The organism is Roseomonas alba (genome assembly GCF_019430885.1).
GTDB classification, from domain to species: Bacteria; Pseudomonadota; Alphaproteobacteria; order Acetobacterales; family Acetobacteraceae; genus Neoroseomonas; species Neoroseomonas alba.
Window position 1 is genome coordinate 106,570 of the sequence record NZ_JAHYBZ010000006.1, and the last position, 19,128, is coordinate 125,697.

At 71.5% G+C, this 19,128-nt stretch carries 18 protein-coding genes; 16 read left to right on the forward strand and 2 right to left on the reverse strand.

From position 1 onward, the window contains the following. Positions 1 to 86: 86 nt before the first annotated feature. The 10 genes from KPL78_RS17385 (at position 87) to pcaB (ending at position 10,785) form a co-directional block, all read left to right on the forward strand. Positions 87 to 965, forward strand: coding sequence for a 2-dehydro-3-deoxygalactonokinase (locus KPL78_RS17385; protein ID WP_219764252.1), 879 nt, complete (start codon positions 87 to 89; stop codon positions 963 to 965). Beyond that, positions 962 to 1,582, forward strand: a complete 621-nt coding sequence (locus KPL78_RS17390) for a 2-dehydro-3-deoxy-6-phosphogalactonate aldolase (RefSeq protein WP_219764253.1) — start codon at positions 962 to 964, stop codon at positions 1,580 to 1,582. The genes KPL78_RS17385 and KPL78_RS17390 overlap by 4 nt, the downstream gene beginning before the upstream one ends. Before the next feature lie 79 nt (positions 1,583 to 1,661). After that, positions 1,662 to 2,711, forward strand: coding sequence for a TRAP transporter substrate-binding protein (locus tag KPL78_RS17395; protein WP_219764254.1), 1,050 nt, complete (start codon positions 1,662 to 1,664; stop codon positions 2,709 to 2,711). Positions 2,712 to 2,770: 59 nt separating this feature from the next. Then, positions 2,771 to 3,193, forward strand: coding sequence for a TRAP transporter small permease (locus KPL78_RS17400; RefSeq protein WP_369412773.1), 423 nt, complete (start codon positions 2,771 to 2,773; stop codon positions 3,191 to 3,193). Continuing rightward, positions 3,193 to 4,515, forward strand: coding sequence for a TRAP transporter large permease (locus KPL78_RS17405; RefSeq protein ID WP_219764255.1), 1,323 nt, complete (start codon positions 3,193 to 3,195; stop codon positions 4,513 to 4,515). Before KPL78_RS17400 ends, KPL78_RS17405 begins: the two co-directional genes overlap by 1 nt. Positions 4,516 to 4,606: 91 nt before the next feature. After that, positions 4,607 to 5,398: a response regulator gene (locus tag KPL78_RS17410; protein WP_219764256.1), complete on the forward strand. Its 792-nt coding sequence runs from the start codon at positions 4,607 to 4,609 to the stop codon at positions 5,396 to 5,398. A 69-nt stretch (positions 5,399 to 5,467) separates the two neighbouring features. Next, positions 5,468 to 6,580 carry an S-(hydroxymethyl)glutathione dehydrogenase/class III alcohol dehydrogenase gene (locus KPL78_RS17415; protein ID WP_219764257.1) on the forward strand — a complete coding sequence of 371 codons (1,113 nt, stop codon included), beginning with the start codon at positions 5,468 to 5,470 and terminating at the stop codon, positions 6,578 to 6,580. A 5-nt stretch (positions 6,581 to 6,585) separates the two neighbouring features. Next, entirely contained in the window at positions 6,586 to 8,526 is a 1,941-nt protein-coding gene (locus KPL78_RS17420) for an ankyrin repeat domain-containing protein (RefSeq protein ID WP_219764258.1), read from the forward strand. 101 nt (positions 8,527 to 8,627) lie between these two features. Continuing rightward, positions 8,628 to 9,233 (forward strand): ribosome-inactivating family protein, encoded by a 606-nt coding sequence (locus tag KPL78_RS17425; protein ID WP_219764259.1) that lies wholly within the window; start codon positions 8,628 to 8,630, stop codon positions 9,231 to 9,233. Between the two features lie 196 nt (positions 9,234 to 9,429). After that, positions 9,430 to 10,785: a 3-carboxy-cis,cis-muconate cycloisomerase gene (gene pcaB / locus KPL78_RS17430; RefSeq protein WP_219764260.1), complete on the forward strand. Its 1,356-nt coding sequence runs from the start codon at positions 9,430 to 9,432 to the stop codon at positions 10,783 to 10,785. Here pcaB and KPL78_RS17435 read toward each other — a convergent pair. After that, positions 10,778 to 11,317 (reverse strand): transglycosylase SLT domain-containing protein, encoded by a 540-nt coding sequence (locus KPL78_RS17435; protein ID WP_369412774.1) that lies wholly within the window; start codon positions 11,315 to 11,317, stop codon positions 10,778 to 10,780. The genes pcaB and KPL78_RS17435 overlap by 8 nt on opposite strands. Positions 11,318 to 11,910: 593 nt before the next feature. Between KPL78_RS17435 and KPL78_RS17440 the strand changes: the two genes are divergently transcribed. From KPL78_RS17440 to KPL78_RS17465, 6 genes are all read left to right on the forward strand, one after another. Next, the gene (locus KPL78_RS17440) at positions 11,911 to 12,642 is read left to right on the forward strand and encodes a sulfite exporter TauE/SafE family protein (RefSeq protein ID WP_219764261.1); all 732 of its coding nucleotides are present in this window, start codon (positions 11,911 to 11,913) and stop codon (positions 12,640 to 12,642) included. Between the two features lie 7 nt (positions 12,643 to 12,649). Beyond that, a complete protein-coding gene (locus KPL78_RS17445; protein WP_219764262.1) occupies positions 12,650 to 13,165 on the forward strand; it encodes a GNAT family N-acetyltransferase in 516 nt (171 codons plus the stop codon). A 64-nt stretch (positions 13,166 to 13,229) separates the two neighbouring features. Then, the gene (locus KPL78_RS17450; protein WP_219764263.1) at positions 13,230 to 15,194 is read left to right on the forward strand and encodes a methyl-accepting chemotaxis protein; all 1,965 of its coding nucleotides are present in this window, start codon (positions 13,230 to 13,232) and stop codon (positions 15,192 to 15,194) included. A 120-nt stretch (positions 15,195 to 15,314) separates the two neighbouring features. After that, complete coding sequence (locus tag KPL78_RS17455) at positions 15,315 to 16,133, forward strand: chromate resistance protein ChrB domain-containing protein (RefSeq protein ID WP_219764264.1); 819 nt, start codon at positions 15,315 to 15,317, stop codon at positions 16,131 to 16,133. After that, entirely contained in the window at positions 16,130 to 17,452 is a 1,323-nt protein-coding gene (gene chrA / locus KPL78_RS17460; protein WP_219764265.1) for a chromate efflux transporter, read from the forward strand. Before KPL78_RS17455 ends, chrA begins: the two co-directional genes overlap by 4 nt. Before the next feature lie 97 nt (positions 17,453 to 17,549). After that, positions 17,550 to 17,966, forward strand: coding sequence for a hypothetical protein (locus tag KPL78_RS17465; RefSeq protein WP_219764266.1), 417 nt, complete (start codon positions 17,550 to 17,552; stop codon positions 17,964 to 17,966). Positions 17,967 to 18,005: 39 nt separating this feature from the next. Here KPL78_RS17465 and KPL78_RS17470 read toward each other — a convergent pair whose 3' ends face one another. Further along, positions 18,006 to 19,124 (reverse strand): YeeE/YedE thiosulfate transporter family protein, encoded by a 1,119-nt coding sequence (locus KPL78_RS17470; RefSeq protein ID WP_219764267.1) that lies wholly within the window; start codon positions 19,122 to 19,124, stop codon positions 18,006 to 18,008. Positions 19,125 to 19,128: the final 4 nt, after the last annotated feature.

Consider the following 19,128-nt stretch of genomic DNA (forward strand, 5'->3'; position numbering starts at 1 on the left):
TTCCTTGCTGCAATGCGGTCATAAGCATTGGTTGCGTCCGCGCCCGCGCTTTGGCATCCCTCACCCGGGGCGCGGAGTGGGACGACATGATCGGTATCGACTGGGGCACGTCGCGCCTGCGTGCCTATCGCATGGCCCCCGATGGAACGGTGCTCGGACAGCGGGAGGCGCAGCGGGGCATCCTCACCGTCCTGCCCGGCGGATTTCCCGACACGCTGCGCGCCGTCACCGGCGACTGGATCGCCGAAGGCGAGACCAGCATCGTGATGAGCGGCATGGTCGGCAGCCGGCAGGGCTGGTTGGAGGCGCCCTATTTGCCTTGTCCCGCCGGGCTCGATGGCCTGGCCGGCGCTGCGATCCTGGTACCCTTCCCCGATGCGGCGTTGTCCCTGCTGCCCGGCCTGTCCTGCCGCGACCGCCACGGCGTGCCCGAGGTGATGCGTGGCGAGGAAACCCAGATGCTCGGTGCCGCCCCGGATCGTGGCGAGGTGACGGTCTGCCTGCCCGGCAGCCATTCGAAATGGGCGCAGATGCTCGACGGCCGCGTGCTCGGCTTCGCGACCTATCTCACCGGCGAGGCCTTCGCGGCGCTGTCGGCGCATACCATCCTTGCGCGCATGATGGATGCCAGCGCGCCCCATCATGCCGGCGGTTTTGCCCGCGGTCTCGCGCGCGCGCGGCAGGGCGGCGGGCTGCTGCACCACCTGTTCGGCTTGCGCGCCCTCGCGCTGTTCGAGGAGATGCAGGAGGAGGAAGCGGCCTCCTACCTCTCCGGCCTGCTGATCGGGCATGAGGTCGCGGCGGCGCTCGAGGACGGCGTCGCCCCGCCCATCCTGCTGATCGGCGCCGAAACCCTCACCAGACACTACGCCACGGCGCTTGACGCCTTTGGCATCCCGCACCGGACCGCCGGGCCGGATGCTGCGGCGCGGGGGCTGTGGCGCGTTGCGGAGCGCCTGCCATGAGTCTTGCCCCCTGGCTCGATGCCTGTCCCATCGTCGCCATCCTGCGCGGCGTCCGGCCGGAGGAGGTCGAGCCCATCGCCGCGGCGCTGCTCGCCGAGGGGCTGAACATCCTCGAAGTGCCGCTGAACTCGCCCAACCCGCTGGAGAGCATCCGCCGCCTGCATGGCGCCTTCGGCGAGCGCGCGCTGATCGGCGCCGGCACCGTGACGACCGAGGACGAGGTCGCCGCCATCACCCGCGCCGGGGCGAAGCTGATGGTCACGCCGCATGCCGATCCGGCGCTGGTGCTGGCCGCGCGCGCCCGCGGGCTGATCGCCTGCCCGGGCTTCTTCACGCCGTCGGAGGCGTTTTCGCTGCTCGCCGCCGGGGCCGATGCGCTGAAGCTGTTCCCCGCCGAGGCGGCAAGCCCCGCCGTGTTGCGCGCGCTCCTGGCCGTGCTGCCCAAGGGCACGGCGGTGCTGCCGGTCGGCGGCGTCGGCGCGGAGACCATCCCGGCCTGGAAGGCGGTCGGCGCCGCGGGGTTCGGGGTCGGGTCCTCGCTCTACAAGCCTGGCGACAGCGCCGAGGCGGTGACGGCGAAGGCACGGGCGCTGCGCCTGTCACTCGGCGCGGCTTGAAAGCGCGGGCGCTTTGGCCCGAAGGTGCCGGGCAACCGGCCGGCAAGCCGGGCGCGCCTGCTTTCGGGGAGACGAAACGATGCTGAACCGCCGCAGCCTGCTGACGGGCGCGACCCTCGCCGCCCCTGCCCTGGTCACCGCGCGCCGCGCCGCGGCGCAGGAGGTGACGCTGCGGCTGCACCATTTCCTGCCCGCCGTGTCCAATGTGCACCGCCACTTCCTGGTGCCCTGGACGAACAAGGTGCGCGAGGAATCCGGCGGACGGCTGCGCATCCAGATCTTCCCCTCGATGCAGCTCGGCGGCGCGCCGCCGCAACTCTACGACCAGGCGAAGGACGGCGTCGCCGACATCGTCTGGACCCTGCCCGGCTACACCCCCGGCCGCTTCCCGCGCATCGAGGTGATCGAGCTACCCTTCATCGCGCATCGCCGCGCGAGCGTGAACGCCCGGGTTGCCTGGACGCTGTTCGACCAGCACATGCGCACGACCGAATTCAGCGAGACGCACATCATCACCGCCTGGGCGCATGATGGCGGGCTGATTCACGCCAAGCGCGAGGTGAAGACCATGGAGGATCTGCGCGGCCTGAAGCTGCGCTTCCCCACGCGCCAGGCCGGTGAGGGCCTGAAGGCCCTAGGTGCCACGCCGATCGGCATGCCGGTGCCCCAGGTGCCCGAGGCGATGGCTCAGGGGGTGATCGATGGCGCCGTGGTGCCGTGGGAGGTGGTGCCGTCCATCCGCCTGCAGGAGATGGCGCGCTACCACATCGGCATTCCGGGCAGCCCGACCTTCTATTCGGCGTCGATGATCCTGGCGATGAATCCGACGCGCTACGAGGCCCTGCCGGCCGATCTGAAGCACGTGCTGGACGCCAATTCCGGCGAGCCCGCCGCGCTCATGGCCGCGAAGGTGTGGGACGAGGAAGGCCCGAAGGTCGAGGAGATGGCCCGCCGGCGCGGCAATGCCATCACCGAGATCACCGAGGCCGAAAAGGCGCGCTGGGTCGCCGCCACCGCCCCCGTCACCGAAAGCTGGATCGGCCAGATGCGCGAGAGATCCATCGACGGCGCGGCGCTGGTCGACCAAACGCGGGCACTGGTGGCCCAATACGGCCAGGGGGTGTCCTGACCGCGCCGCGCGGCCCGCTGGCGCGGCTTGCGGGCGCCATCGCGGTCGTCGGCGGGCTGGTGCTGCTTGGCGTCGCGCTCATGGTCACGGCCTCGGTGCTGATGCGCTGGCTGTTCTCGCAACCCGTCACCGGGGATGTGGAGATGGTGCAGGTGGGCGGCGGGCTTGCCGTGCTGGCCTTCCTCGCCCATGGCACGGCGATGCGGACGAACATCTTCGTGGACAGCTTCACCTCGCGACTGCCGGCGCGGGTGAATGACGCGATCGACGGGTTCTGGAACCTGGTCTGGGGTGTCGTCGCCCTGGTGCTGGCCGAACGCATGGTGGTCGGCGCGCTGGAGGCAGAGGGCAACGGGTCCGTCACCATGGGGTTGCTCGGCATCCCGCTGTGGTGGGCGATCGGGATCGGTGCGGCCTGCTTCGCGGTGACGGGGCTGATTGCGTTGGGCTGGACCGCACGCCTGCTGCGCGGGCGGGGCTGATGGGGGAGGAATTCGTCCTCGCCGGCGCGGGCTTCGCCGCGCTGCTGGTGCTGCTGGCGCTGCGCTGCCCGATCGGGCTGGCGATGCTGGTGGTGGGCTGCGCGGGCTATGCGCATATCGTCGATGCGACGCGGCTGCTCGCCTATCTCAAGACCACGCCCTTCTTCCTGTTCGCCAACTACACGCTGACGGTCATCCCGCTCTTCATCTTCATGGGGGCGCTGGCGGAGCGCGGCGGACTGGCGCGGGACCTGTTCGTCGCGGCGAATGCGCTGGTGGGGCACCGGCGCGGCGGCCTCGCCATGGCGGTGATCGGCGCCTGCGCGGGGTTCGGGGCAGTGTGCGGGTCATCGGTCGCGACCACGGCGACCTTCGGGCGCGCGGCGCTGCCGGAACTGCGGCGCTATGGGGCAGCGCCGGGCTTCGCGACGGGAACGATCGCGGTGGGGGGCGTGCTCGGCATCCTGATCCCGCCCTCGGTGATCCTCGTCGTCTATGCCATCAGCACCGAGCAGAATATCGCCAAGCTGTTCATGGCCGCGCTGATCCCGGGGCTGATGGCAACGGGTTTCTACATCACGGCCGCGGCGGTGACGGTCCGGCTGCGGCCGGACCTGTGCCCGCCGGGGCCGCGTGTGCCGCCCGGGGAACGGCGGGCCGCGCTGCGCGCCGTCATCCCCGTGCTGCTGATTGCCGCCGCCGTGGTGGGCGGCATCTATGGCGGCATCTTCACGCCCACCGAGAGCGCCTCGGTCGGCTGCGCCGCGACGCTGCTGGTCGGGCTTGCGCGGCGCAGCCTCGACGCGCGCGCCGTCATCGAGGCCATCAAGGCGACGGCCGAGACCACGGCGATGATCTTCGTGATCCTGCTGGGGGCGGAGGTGTTCAACGCCTTCCTCGCCCTGACCCAGGCACCGGATCTGCTGGCGGTCTGGGTCGCGGAGCAGGGCTTCCCGCCGCTCGGCGTGCTCTGCGCGTTCCTGTTCGTCTACATCGTGCTCGGCGCGGTGATGGATGAACTGGCGATGATGCTGCTGACCCTGCCGGTGTTCTTTCCGGTCATCACCGCGCTCGATTTCGGCCTGACGACCGAGGAGACGGCGATCTGGTTCGGCATCCTGGTGCTGAGCGTGGTCGGCATCGGGCTGACGGCGCCACCGATCGGGCTGAACGTCTTCGTCGTGAGCGGCCTGGCGCGCGACGTGCCGATTGGCGCGACCTATCGCGGGGTGTTGCCCTATCTGGCGACGGATTTCGTCCGGCTGGGGCTGTGCGTGGCGTTCCCGGGGTTGTCGCTGCTGCTGGTGCGGCTGTTGGGCTGAGCGTGCGCCGGGTCACGGCATGGCCGCGACGGATCGTTCCATCCCCGTCGCCGCCGGCCTACTCTGCCCCCCGGGCAACGGGTCGGCAGGCATGAGCGACAATCTCGGCACCTTCAGCGATGCGGCGAAGACGCCGTCGCGCAATCCGCTCGGCATCGTCGCGCTGTTCATCGTGCTGGTCTACGCCATGGCGGCGCTGGTGCTCGGCCTGTCGGGCAGCAATGGCCTCGGCGCCTTCGAGCGCGTGGTGCTCGTGTTGTTCCTGGTGCTTTTCCCGCCCGGGGTGATGTGGGTGTTCCGCGACCTCGTCATCCACCACACCGTCAAGCTCTACGGCCCGGGCGACTACAAGGACGAGAAGAACTTCGTCGACCTGGCCCCCCGCGCGCAGGCGACGGCGGCGGCCGTGACAGCAGCCACGGCCGCCGCCAGCGGCACCGGCCTGCGGATGGCCGCGATGACCGACCCGAAGCGCGTGCTGTCCACCGCGCTCCGGGCCACCGCCGCGGCACGGAATGCGCCGACGGTGCCCAAGGTCCTGTGGGTGGACGACAAGCCCGAAGGCAACCTCCATGAGCGCCGCGCCCTCGAAGCCGCCGGCTTCTCGGTGCTGACCGCGGCCACGACCGAGGAGGCGCTGCAGCGCATCGCAACCGACCCCTTCGATGTCGTCATCTCCGACATGGGGCGACCGGAGGGCGCTGAGGCCGGCTTCGACCTGCTGGCGCGGCTGCGCAGCGCGGGCAACACGACGCCCTTCATCATCTACTCGACCCGCCGCAGCCCGGAGCAGCGTGCCGAGGCGAAGCGTCGCGGCGCGCTCGACAGCACCAGCGATCCGAATGAGTTGCTGGAGCTCGTGACCGACGCGATCCCGCACTGACCCCTTCAGGCTTGCCCCGGCACGCGCCAGGACGCAAAGGTGCGCCGGTCACATGACCGGAGTCACGCCATGAAGACCCGCGCAGCCGTCGCCTGGAAGGCCGGCGCCCCGCTGACCATCGAGACCATCGAGATCGCTGGCCCCAAGCCCGGCGAGGTGCTGGTCGAGGTGATGGCGACCGGCATCTGCCACACGGATGCCTACACGCTGTCGGGTGCCGATCCGGAAGGGATCTTCCCCGCGATCCTCGGCCATGAGGGTGCCGGTATCGTGCGTGAGATCGGCGCGGGCGTGACCAGCCTCAAGGTCGGCGACCACGTCATCCCGCTCTACACGCCGGAATGCCGGCAGTGCAAAACCTGCCTGTCGCGCCGGTCGAACCTGTGCACGGCGATCCGCGCGACGCAGGGCAAGGGGGTGATGCCGGACGGCACCTCGCGCTTCTCCTGCGACCAGGGGACTGTGTTCCACTACATGGGCTGCAGCACCTTCGCGAATTTCACCGTGCTGCCGGAGATCGCGCTGGCGAAGGTCCGGGAAGACGCGCCCTTCGACAAGATCTGCTACATCGGCTGCGGCGTGACGACGGGCATCGGCGCGGTGATCAACACCGCGAAGGTCTGGCCGGGTGCGAATGTCGCCGTCTTCGGCCTGGGCGGCATCGGGCTGAACGTGATCCAGGGCGCCCGCATGGTCGGCGCCGACAAGATCATCGGCATCGACCTGAACCCCGAGAAGGTCGCGATGGCGAAGAAGTTCGGCATGACCGACTTCATCAACCCCAACGAGGTCGGCGTGGACAAGGTGGTGCAGGCCATCGTGGACCTGACCGGCGGCGGCGCCGATTTCTCCTTCGACGCGACCGGCAATGTGAACGTCATGCGCCAGGCGCTGGAATGCTGCCATCGTGGCTGGGGCGAGAGCATCATCATCGGCGTCGCCGAAGCGGGCCGCGAGATCAGCACCCGCCCCTTCCAGCTCGTCACCGGCCGCGTGTGGAAGGGCACGGCCTTCGGCGGCGCGCGCGGGCGCACCGACGTGCCGAAGATCGTCGACTGGTACATGGAAGGGAAGATCGAGATCGACAGCCTGATCACCCACACCATGGGCCTCGACGACATCAACCACGGCTTCGACCTGATGCATGAAGGCAAGTCGATCCGCTCGGTGGTGATCTACTGACCGGCATGCGCCGCGCCGCCCTTCTGCTGCTCGGCGCGGCGTTGCTGGCGGGGCCGTCGGCCGCCGCCTTCGACATCGGTCCGATCCTGGAGGCGCGGCGCCTGCAGGGCTTCTCCCCCACGGCGCCGGAGGAGGCGATCCTCGCCGCCGGCACTCCCTCACCCGGCGCGCCTGCGCCGGTGGTCAGCCGCGTTGGGCGGCGCTGGGGCTATGTTGCGCTGTATGCGGCGCCAACGCAGCCCATCGCGCATGCCGGCCCCTTCCCCTTCGGCCGCTGCGGAGAGCAGAGGCCCGAGATCGCCCTGACGAATTTCGGCGCGGCCGCTTGGCGCATCACCTTCCGCGGCTGTCCGGACGGCGTCGATGCGGACTGGCTGCTGATGCCGGGCGGCGACGTGCTGTCCTTCGCACCGGCACGGCCGGCCGCGCTGACACGCTGGTCCGGGACGACGGCGACCGAGGCGCTCGCCGCCGAGATCGCCCGGCGCCGTGGCGAAGCGACGCCCCCCACCGTCACCGAGGCGCCGTCGCCTGGCGATGTGGCGGCCGCACACCAGGCGGCGCTCGCAGCCTGGCGCCGGGGCCGCGCGCCAGAGGCGCAGCGCGCGCAGGCCGCGCTGCGCGCGCTAGGTCCCGCCCTGGATCGCGTCGACTGGTTCAGCCCGGCCCTGAACGCCGCCATCGCCAATGACATCGGCTTCTGGCTCCAGCAGACCGGCGGCTGCGCCGAGGCCGGCGATGCCCTACCCCTCTTCGCCGCGGCGCTGCGCGCCGAGCCCGGACGCATCCCCACCCGGCTGAACCGGGCCGATGCCCTTGCCCAGCGCGCCCGCTGCGCATCCGACGCCACCGCAGCGCGCGCAGCGGCCGAGGAATACCGCCTCTACTGCACCGCCCAAACGCCGGCGCGCATCCCCGGCGGCATCGCGCGCCGCATCGCCGCCGCGCTGGAGGTGCCGCGGCTGGACGAGGAGGCCTGCCGGCCGCGCCTCGGCGCCCATCGCGCCATCGCCGCGGGCGACGCCGCCGCCCTCGCCGCGCTGCTCGCCGACCACCCCGAGGATGCGGCGGAAGCCGACCCGGCCGGCGCCTTTCCCCTCGCCGCCGCCATCGCGCGCCGCGATACCGGCATGGCCGAGGCCTTGCTGCGCGCCGGCGCCGATCCCGACCGCACCGGCATCTCGGAATACGCCTATGCGCCGCTGGTCCCCGCCGCATGGAACGGCGACGTCGCGATGGTGCGCCTGCTGCTGGCGCATCGCGCCAAGGCCGAACCCTACCGACCACGCGTCATTCCGCTGCACGCCGCGGCCCAGGCCGCGCGCCAGCACGGCGGGGCCGTCTCCATCGCGCTGCTGACCTTGCTGCTCGATGCCCGCGCCTCGCCAGATGCCGCGGATGAGCAGGAACGGACCACGCTGATGGAGGCCGCCGGCGCCGCCGCGCCGCCCGAGGTGATCGCCCTGCTGCTCGCCCGCGGCGCGCTGGTGAACCGCACGACGCGCGATGGCCGCAACGCTGCCCACGCCGTGCCGCCCTTCAGCCCCGCCTCCCTCGCCACGCTCGAGGCGCTGATCGCCGCCGGGGTGAACCTGGGCCAGCAGGAATCACAGGGCGCGACGCCGCTGAACCACCTGTTCGCCTGGAGCGGGCGCCAGCCGGAGATCGTGCGCGGCATGGCCGAACGCATGATCGCGGCCGGGGCCGATCCGCGCCTGCCGGATGTGCAGCGGCGCAGCGCGCTGTTCCGCGCCGCGCTGTCCGGCGACGCGGCGCTGGTCGCGCTGATGGTCGCAGCACCCGTGCACGGCGCCGCGCCGGCGCAGGAGGATCCGCGCCCGCTGCTGCGCCGGCGTCTGGCCGAGGCCGCCGCCCGGCCGGCGCCGCCGGGCTGCCCCTGCGAGGCCGATTGGCAGAGCATCCTCGACCTGCTCGGCCCGCCCTGAGCGCGTCGTGACGCGCATCACCCGCCCCACGCCCTTGCGAGGACCGCCGCGCCGCACAGCGCGCTAGGCTGCGCGTCTCCCGGGGGCATGCGGAGACCGTCATGTCCGGCAACATCGCCCTGCTGCACCAGCCCGATGATTTGCGGTCCTGGGTGCAGCTCTCGCCCTACCTCTACCCCTTCTGCATGCGGGAGATGCGCTACCGCATCGGCCTGCAACGCCAGGGCGTCGAGGTCATCGAGGTCTGGGCCCCGATCAACGCGCCGCGCGTCGCCATCGCGATCGACCGCCGCAGCCTGTATCTGTTCGGCCTGCGCGCCCTGCCGGAGGGGCCCTGGTACTGCTTCCGGGACTATGCGCGGCCCGCCGATCCGCCCGGCGCGCCGGTGATCGAGATCGACGAGGAGCTGAACTACTCCCGCCTGCTCGGCGCCGCGCCATCGGCCATCGCCATGACGCCGGTGCAGTTGCTGACGCTGGCCTCGGATTTCGGCCGGACGCGCGCCTCGCCGCGGCAGCTCCAGGCGCTCGCTGCGCTGATGTTCCTGGTGCCGGAGGCGCTGCGCTTCGATTCCGTCATGCTCGCCGCCATGCGCTTCTTCGACCAGGGCTTCCTGCCGGTCGCGGAGCTGCTCGACACGGTGCAGAACTGGGCCGAGGCCACGGCACTGGACCATGAGAATGTGCTGATGCCGCATATCGGCTGATACCGGCCAGCCTTTCGGCTGCCCCGGTCTCAGAGTCTTGGTTTCCCGCGCGGCCGCCCCATCAGCCCCGCGCGCCATACCGTTCGCCCCGCCGATGACGATGTCATCAGCAAGGCTCGGCGGTATGACAGGGTCTTGCGCAGCGGCGCCGTCCTGGCTTCATGGCAGCGACCAGACCAGTGAGGGAACGCCGACAATGCCCGTGAATCCCGCCGATGGCGCCGTGCTCGGCGCGCTCTACGGCACCGATGCGATGCGTGCCGCGATGGGCGAGCACGCCTTCCTGCAGCGCATGCTGGATGTCGAGGCGGCCCTCGCCCGCGCCCAGGCGCGGCTCGGCATCATCCCGGCCGAGGCTGCGCCGGTCATCACCGCCGCCGCCGATGCCTCGAAGCTCGACCTGACCGCGATGGCCGCAGCGACGCGCAACACGGGATATCCCGTGGTGGGCCTGGTGAAGCAGCTCTCCGCGCTCGCGGGGCCGGATGCGGGACGCTGGACGCATTGGGGCGCGACCACCCAGGACATCATGGACACTGCGTTGGTCCTCCAGATCCGCGACGGCCTGGCGCTGATCGAATCCGACCTGCGCGCGACCTGCGCGGCGCTCGCCGCCCAGGCGTCGGTGCATCGCGACACCGTCATGGCGGGGCGCACGCATCTCCAGCACGCGCTGCCGGTGACCTTCGGCTACAAGGTCGCGGTCTGGCTCGCGCCGCTGCTGAACGCCGTCGAGCGCCTTCCGGCGGTGCGCGAGGCCGCGCTGCGCCTGTCCTTCGGCGGTGCCGCGGGCACGCTGGCCTCGCTCGGCGACCAGGGCCTCGCGGTCACGCGGGAACTCGCGAAGGAACTCAACCTCGCGGCTGCCGAGATCCCCTGGCATGTGGCGCGTGACGGCCTTGCCGAGGCGGTGTGCTGGCTCGGCATCCTCTGCGGCAGCCTCTCGAAGCTCGCCACCGACTTCATGCTGATGATGCAGACCGAACTCGGCGAGGTGAACGAACCTCATGTGCGCGGGCGCGGCGGTTCCTCCACCATGCCGCAGAAGCGCAACCCGATCGCCTGCGAATACGTGCTGTCGCAGTCGCGCGGCGTGCATGCGCTGGTGCCGCAGGTGCTCGGGGCGATGGCTCAGGATTTCGAACGCGGCACCGGCCCGTGGCAGACCGAATTGCTGGCCGTGCCACAGGCCTTCCTGCTCGCCCACGGCGCCATCGCCCAGGCGCGCTTCATCGCCGAGGGCATGGTGGTCGATCCCGCCCGCATGCGCCGCAACCTCGACGCGACGGGCGGGCTGATCGTGTCGGAGGCGGTGATGATGGGTCTCGCCCCGGTCTTCGGCCGCGGCGAATCCCATCACATCGTCAACGATGCCTGCGACCTGGCGCTGGCCGAGGGCCTGACCCTGACCCAGGCCCTGCTGCGCGACGCGCGCGTCGCCGCCAAGCTGGACGAGGCGGCGATCGCGCGCATGACGGACCCCGCCGCCTATCTCGGCAGTGCGGGGGCCTTCGTGGATCAGGTGCTCGCCCGCGCGGCCCTATTCAGTTAGCGGCTTCCGCCAATTCCAGCAGGGCGGCGCCGTTGCGGCGGAAGGCTGCCATCTGCGCCTCCGTCCCCCGGCAGCGTTCGGCAAACAGCTCGCTGTCGGGTGCGACCACGTCGATCTTGCTGCGCACCCGGCAGACGAGCTGGCGCCGGATACCAACCGACCCGCCATGCCAGCGCACCACGGCCATGGACCAGTCGCCATAGGTCTCGTAGTGCTGGCGCAGGTAGTTCGCAGCCCAGTCCGCGGCCTTGTAGGGATCGAGCGGCCAGTCCTGCCCGCGCGCATGGACCGCGGCGTTGATCTGGAAGCAGCCGGCCATGGCACGGCTGTTGGCGTTGCGGACCAGCCGAGCGGCCTCGGCGCGGGTGTCGGGGTAATAGGCGCGGCCGGCGATGTTCAGCGCGTGGGCATGCAGGCCGCTTTCGTTCAGCGCGATGCCGACCAGCAGGCCCTCGGGCAGGTTGTGCGCGCGCTCGGCCTCGCGCGCGGCGTCGAGGCAGGCGGCGCGCGGCGACAGATCATCGCGCGCCACGGTGGGTTCGGCCTGGACGACCTCTTGCGGAGAGTCGTTGGGCGCGCAGGCCGACAGGGCCAGCATCCCGGCCAGGGCGGCAGCCCAGAGCGGGGAGAGCAGGCCGCGCAGCCGATGGCGCCGGCGTCCTGGCTGCTGGCGGCCCCTGCGTGCGGGCGGTCGGGAGCCGCGCGCCGAACCACGCTGCGGCGCCGCGCCCAGTCGCCGGCCCCTGATGGCCGGCCATGCATTCGCGGTCGTCATGGGCGCCATCGACCACACTTCGTCAGAAAGATCAAACCCACCGACCGTCACAATGAAAAGAAAACCCGAATGAACGCAATGTGGCGACATTGAGGCGCAATACATATCTAGTTCTTATTGTATTTTATTCTTCACTCAAATCGCGCCTTTAAGAATTCGTTACTTATATCTACAATATTTAAGCCAACCTATGACTTTTCTTTCCGGCACCGGCGGACCCCGCACTCCCCGCCCACTCCTTCCACCTTCCGGTCGCTGGCGCCCGCGCCCTGGACAGGGGGGCCGCCGTGACTAGTCTCCGCTCCCGTCTCGAACAGCGCAGGGCCGCCTTTCCCGAATGAACCGACTGCATGTGGTCTGACGCCCTGCTCGTGGCGGGCGGCTGTTTCGTTGCTGCCTTCTTCTCCGGTATGGCCGGCTTCGCCTTTGTGCTCGTGGCCGCCGGCATCCTGTTGCACGTCGTCCCGCCGAACGTGACCGCGCCGGTGCTGGTGCTCGGCAGCCTCGTCGCGCAATGCGTCAGCCTGCCTCCCCTGCTGAAGCACATCGACTGGGCGCGGCTGCGCCTCTTCCTGCCCATGGCCGTGGTCGGCCTGCCGGTCGGGCTGCTGGTGCTGGCCAAGGGACCGGCGCCGGCCATCGTGGTCGGCGTGGGCGTGCTGCTGATCGCCTATTCCGGCTACATGCTCGCGCGCATCGCGCTGCGCCTCGCCCCGCCGAAGATCTCCGGCGGACCGCGCGCCGATGGCGTCATCGGATTCCTGAGCGGCATCCTGGGCGGCATTGGCGGCTTCGTCGGCGCGTTGCCGGCCATGTGGGCCGACATCCAGGGCTGGCCCAAGGACCAGTCGCGCGCCTTCCTCCAGCCCTTCATCGCCTTCATGCAGGCGATCACGGCGGTCAGCCTCGCCTTCAGCGGATTCATCACGCGCCAGTCGCTGCTGCTGACCGGCGCGGCGGTGCCGTCGCTGATCATCGGTACGATGCTCGGGCTGCGCGCCTATCGCGCCATGCCGGCGCAGGGCTTCCGCATCCTGCTGCTGGTGCTGCTCTTCGTGTCCGGCATCTCGCTGCTGTTATGATCGGCGCATGATCGAACCCGCGCCCATCGTCGCCCAAGCCGACCCGGCCGACCGCGCCGCCCTGGCGCCGCTACTCGCCGAGATGGGCCGCTACTATGCCGAAGGCCTGGACGACTCACTGCTGGCGCGCGCGGCGGAGGCGCTCACCACACCCGCCGGCCGCGCCGGCCCGTTCTGCCTGATCGCGCGATGCAACGGCATGCCCGCGGGCTTCGTGTCGCTGTCGGGCTTCTTCCCCGCCTTCGACTTCACCTGGGGCCTGCTGCTGAAGGACCTATTCGTCGCCGAGGCCGCCCGTGGCACCGGCACGGCGCGCGCGCTGATGACGGCGGCGATGCGCTTCGCCGGCGACGGCGGCTACACCCGCATGGACTGGACGACCGACGCGACCAACAGCCGTGCGCGCCGCTTCTATGCCGGCCTCGGCGTCGCGCCGGCGGACAAGGTCTTCTACCGTATGACCGACGACGCCCTCGCCGCCGCCGCCGAGGATCGCTGGCCGCCACGCCGCGATCCCGGCTGACCGGACGCAGCCCTTTCTTCATTTTCGATCGGCATCATTCCGCGTCCACCAGAACGGGACCGCGATGATTTCCAGATCCATCGGCCGGCGCATCGCTGCCGCCGCCACCGCCATCGCCCTGTTGGCCTGCATCGGCTTCGGCGCCATCGTCCTGCTGCGCAATGAGGCTGCGACAGACAGCCGGACCGAGGCCGCGCTGACCCGCGCCCGCGCCGCCTTCGACGCCGCCATGACGGCGGAGGCCCGCGAACTCGCCAATACGGCCGAGGCGCTTGCCGTCCTGCCATCGGTGGCTCAGGGCCTCCAGCGTGGGGACCGCGCAGCCCTGCTCGCGCTGCTCGAACCCAGTCAGCGCGCCATGACGGCCCGCGGGGCGCGGCTGAACCTGCATGCGCCGCCCGGCACCGCCTTCCTGCGCGTCTGGCGGCCCGATCAGTTCGGTGACGACCTGCGTGCTCGCCGCCGCCTGGTCACCGAGGCCTTCCGCACTGGCCGCACCCAGGTCGGCATGGAACGCGGGCTGCAGGATGTCAGCATCTTCGGCGTCGCGCCCATCCGCGACGGCGATCGCGTGCTCGGCGTGGTCGATATCGCGCTGAACTTCACCCCAGCCGTGCTGGAACGCATCGGCGAGGCGGTCGGCACCGAGATCGCTATGCTGCGCAGCACCGATCAGGGCTTCGCGCCGGTCGGCAGCACCATCCCGGGCGCGGCCGAGGGCCTCGCCACCCCGGCCATGCGCAGCGCCGCGCTGAACGGCACGGCAGCGCGCGGCGAGGGTCAGGCAGGCGGGCATGATTTCGCGCTGCTGGCCTTCCCCCTGCGCGACGCCGCCGGCCAGGCGATCGGCGTCGTCGAGGTCGCAGTGGACGATGCCGCGGCCGCAGCCGCGCGCATGGATGCGATCCGCTTCGTGCTGATCACCGGCGCGGCGCTGCTGGTCGTGGCGATCCTGTTCGGGATGCTCGTCGCGCGGTCCATCGCGCGGCCGGTCGTCGCCCTGACGGCGCGGATGGAGGCGCTCGCCGGCGGGGACCTGTCCGGCACCGCGCCGGGCCGCGACCGCCGCGACGAGATCGGCGCCATGGCCCGCACCGTGGAGGTCTTCCGCGAGGGGCTGCTCGAGGCCGAGCGCCTGCGCACCGAACAGCAGGCGGCCCAGGCGCGGGAAGCGGCAGCGCGGCGCGACGCCAATGTCGCTTTGGCCGGCGAGGTTGAGCGCTCCCTCTCCGGCATCGCCGCGGGCCTCGCCACCGCGGCGGGGGGCCTCGCCGACGCCGGCGCGCGGCTGCAGAGCAGCGCCGAACGCTCCGGCGCCGCGGCGGATGCGACGGCGGGTGGCGTGCGCCATGCCTCGGAGAACGTGCAGACCGTCGCGGCGGCGACCGAGGAGCTCGCCGCCTCCACCGCCGAGATCGGCCGCCAGATCACCGAGGCCGCCTCCGTCGCCGCCGAGGCCACGACCCAGTCGCGCCAGACCGACAACACGGTGCACAGCCTGGCCGAGGCCGCATCGCGCATCGGCGACGTGGTGCGCCTGATCAGCGACATCGCCGGGCAGACCAACCTGCTGGCGCTGAACGCGACCATCGAGGCGGCCCGTGCGGGCGATGCCGGCAAGGGCTTCGCCGTCGTCGCCTCTGAGGTGAAGAACCTCGCCGGCCAGACGGCGCGCGCGACCGAGGAGATCGCCGGGCAGATCGGCGCCATGCAGCAGGCGACCGAGGCTTCCGTCACCGCCGTACGCGCCATCGCCGAGACGATCGGGCGCATCGACAGCGTGACCAGCGCCATCGCCGCGGCCATCGAGGAACAGGGCGCCGCGACGCGGGAAATCGCGCGCGCCGTCCAGCAGGCGGCCGAAGGCACCGGCGGGGCCTCCTCCGCCGCCGGCCGGGTTGCCGAGGAGATGGCCGGCACGCTCCAGGCCGTGCGCGGCGTGACCGAGGGCACCGCCGAAGTGCGCCGGCAGGGCGACGGTCTGCGCGAGGCGATCTCCGGCCTGATCGTCAAGCTGCGCGCCGCCTGATCTTCTTGACATCCCCTTGGCCGCTCACCATCGTCCTGGCCAAGGGGATGTCCGCGATCACCCCGTGAGGCTCCGGCCGAAGCATCGCGTCCCAAGCTCCGTCATGGAGAGGACGCCATCATGCCGGCTCCAACCATTGTCACCGCCCAGCAGCTCGCCCGCCGCATCGGCCTGCCCGATGCGCCGCTGATCCTCGATGTCCGCACCGGGGAAGACGCCGCCGCCGATCCCCGCTTCATCCCGGCCAGCCAGCGCCGCGCGCATGAGGATGCCGCGTCATGGGCCGCCAACTTCGCCGGCCGCGACGTCGTCGTCATCTGTCAGAGGGGGCTGAAGCTCAGCCAGGGCGTCGCCGCCTGGCTGCGCCATGCGGGCGCGGAAGCAGAATCGCTGGAAGGCGGCTTCGAGGCCTGGCGCGATGCCGGGCTGCCGCTGGTCGCGCCGACGCACGTGCCGGCGCGCGATGCGCTGGGCCGCACGCTCTGGGTCACGCGCGCGCGGCCGAAGGTGGACCGCATCGCCTGCCCCTGGCTGATCCGCCGCTTCGTCGATCCGGACGCCGTCTTCCTCTTCGTCGCGCCGTCCGAGGTCGCCGCCGTCGCCGAACGCTTCGGCGCCACGCCCTTCGATGTCGAGGGCGTCTTCTGGTCCCATCGCGGGGCGCTCTGCACCTTCGACGTCATGCTCGATGAACTTGCCCTGCACAGCGAGCCGCTCGATCGCCTGGCACACATCGTGCGCGGGGCGGATACGGCGCGGCCCGATCTCGCGCCAGAAGCCGCGGGGCTGCTTGCCGCCTCGCTCGGCCTGTCACGAATGTTTCGCGACGACCTGAGGCAGCTCGATGCCGGGCTGGCATTGTATGACGCCTTCTATCGCTGGGCGCGCGATGCGGCCGACGAGACTCACAACTGGCCCAATCCCGGAAAGCCTGCATGACCACCCCCACCTTCCCGACCTTCGCCGAGGCGCTGCGCGTCTGGACGCGCGTCGGCCTGCTCTCCTTCGGCGGCCCGGCCGCGCAGATCGCGGTGATGCATCGGGAGGTGGTGGATGACCGCCATTGGGTGTCCGACGCGCGGTTCCTGCATGCGCTCAACTTCTGCATGCTGCTGCCGGGGCCGGAGGCGCAGCAGCTCGCCACCTATCTCGGCTGGCTGATGCATGGGGTGAAGGGCGGGCTCGCCGCCGGGCTGCTCTTCATCCTGCCGGGTGCGGTGGTGATGCTGGCGCTGTCGATCCTCTACGCGACGCTCGGCACGGTGCCGGTCGTCGCCGCGCTGTTCTTCGGGCTGAAATGCGCGGTGCTGGTGCTGGTGATCGAGGCCCTGCTGCGCGTCGCGAAGCGCGCGCTGCACGGCACATCGGCCTGGCTGCTGGCGGCGGCGGCCTTCCTCGCGCTGGCGGCCTTCGGCGTGCCCTTCCCCTTCGTCGTGCTGGCCGCGCTGGTCATCGGCTATGTCGCGCCGGAGGCCTTCACCGCCGGCGGCCATGGCAAGGCGAAGGACGGCCCGCCGGCGCTGCTGGACGCGGCGCTCGCCGTCGATCCGGGACGCATCGCGCGCATGGCGCCCGCGGCCCGGCGCGCGGGGCTGCTGGCCCTCGCGCTGTGGCTCTGGCCGGTCGCGCTGCTCTATGGCAGCGGCGTCTTCGGCGACATCGCCTGGTTCTTCTCCAAGATGGCGGTCGTCACCTTCGGCGGCGCCTATGCGGTGCTCGCCTATGTCGCGCAGGAGGCGGTGGAGCATTACCGCTGGCTGACCGCGCCGGAAATGCTGGCCGGCCTCGGCCTCGCCGAGACCACGCCCGGCCCGTTGATCCTGGTGCTGCAATTCGTCGGCTTCCTCGCCGGCTTCCATGGCGGCGGCGTGCGGGGCGGGACGCTGGCCAGCCTGCTCACGCTCTGGGTCACCTTCGCGCCGTGCTTCGCCTTCATCTTCCTCGGCGCGCCCTTCGTCGAGCGGCTGCACGACGCGCCGCGGCTGAAAGGCGCGCTCGCGGCGGTGACGGCGGCGGTGGTCGGCGTGATCGCGAACCTCGCCTTGTGGTTCGGGCTGCGCGTGCTGTTCGCCGATGTGCATCGCGTCGCCATCGGACCGGCGGGGATAGACCTGCCGGTGCTCGCGACGCTTCAGCCGGCGGCGCTCGCGCTGGCGGCGCTCGCCGCCGTGCTGCTGTTCGGGTTCAAGCTGGGCCTCGCGCGCGTGCTGGCGGTCTGCGCGGCGGCGGGGCTCGCCCTGTCCTTCGTCCACGGCTGAATCGACGCGCCGGCGTAACTTCCGGCGTGCCACTGCCGAAGTCAGGAAGCGGCACGATGACGGTGCCGCCCAACCCTGACAGGACGGAGTACCGACCATGTCCACCCGGACCATGCGCATGGCCGCGGCTGTGCTGCTGTGCGGCCTGACCGCCGCGCCCGCCTTCGCCCAGACGGCGCCCGCGCCGCAGCCGCGCCGCTTCGCCATCACCGTCGGCAGCGGCGAGAACCAGATGGTGATCTATGTCGACGCCATGATGATGCCGCGCACCGCGACCGCGGCGATCCCGCACGGCGCCGACCCGATGGGTCAGCTCGAGGCCGTGACCATCGGCGTCGGCGAAGGCGCCATGACCGTCTATCGCGATGCGTCAGGCCGCATGATGATGACGCAGACCGCCTTGATGGGCGCGCCCGCCGCCATCAGTCCGCGTCACGCCGTGACCATCGGCACCGGATCGAGCGAGATGGTCGTCTATGTCGAGGAAGTGCAGATGACGCCGTCGCGTCGGTGACGGGCACGGAGGATGGCGCACCACGCGCCATCCTCCCCGTCACGCATCCGATGACCGCAAGCGTGCGGGGCGCGCGATGCCCGACAGGCCGAAGACCGGCCGCAGCCGGAGCCCCAGCGCCGCCCCCGGCAGCACCGCCAGAAACCACACGAAGCCATGCAGGCTGCCCGAGGCCGCGCCGCCCAGGAAGGCGCCGATGTTGCAGCCAAAGGACAGCCGGGCGCCCACGCCCATCAGCAGCCCGCCCAGCGCCGCGCCCGCCGCGCCGCGTCCGCCAACCGGCGTGCCGTGACGCAGCCTGCCACTCGCCGCCGCCGCGACCAACGCGCCGAGCAACAGTCCCGCATCGCCGAGCGCCCCGTACATGGCAAAGACCGGCCCGGCCAGCATCTGCGCCATGCCGGGATCGGACCAGAACTCGGTGGCCCCCAGCGCCGGGGCGACAGGTGCGACGGCCTTCGCGCCCCACAGCGTCAGTCCCAGCGTGATGCCCCAGGGCATGCCGGTCACCAGGAAGACCAGCACGGCGAGTGCCGCGACCATCGCACCGGACACCAACGCGCGGCGTGACGGCGCCTGCCCGCGCAGCACGGCCAACGCGCCGGCGAGCAGCAGCACCTCGGTCACGGCCAGCCCGCCCCACGGGCCGAACAGCGCGGGGAAATCAACCGTCACGCCGGGCAGGCGCAGGGTGCTGGGCAGCACCAGACTGCCGAGCACCCCGCCCAGGCAGAAGAAGGGCAAGGCCACCCACATCCGCCGCGACCCCTGCCCTGCCGCCGCCAGCGTGCCGGACCCGCAGCCATTGGCCAGCATCATGCCCATGCCGAACATTGGCGCGCCGATCAGCAGCGACAGGCCGACCGGGGCGACGAAGCGGCCATGGTCCTCGGTGAGCGTTCCCACCGGCACCACCACCAGCGCGACCAGCGCCGGCACGATGAAGCCGGCCCCGAGCACGCGCCCGTCGCCCTCCGCGAGGAAGGCGCGATAGCCGCCAGTGAAGCCGAAATCGAGCAGGGTGAAGGCCACCCCCAGCGCCATGGTCACGCCGAGCAGCGGCAGCAGCGCCGGATCGCCGAGCCCCTGGATCGCCAGCACCACCAGAAGAGTTCCGGTCAGGCCCAGCGCCAGACCGACCCGGTGCGGCCGCGCCACCACC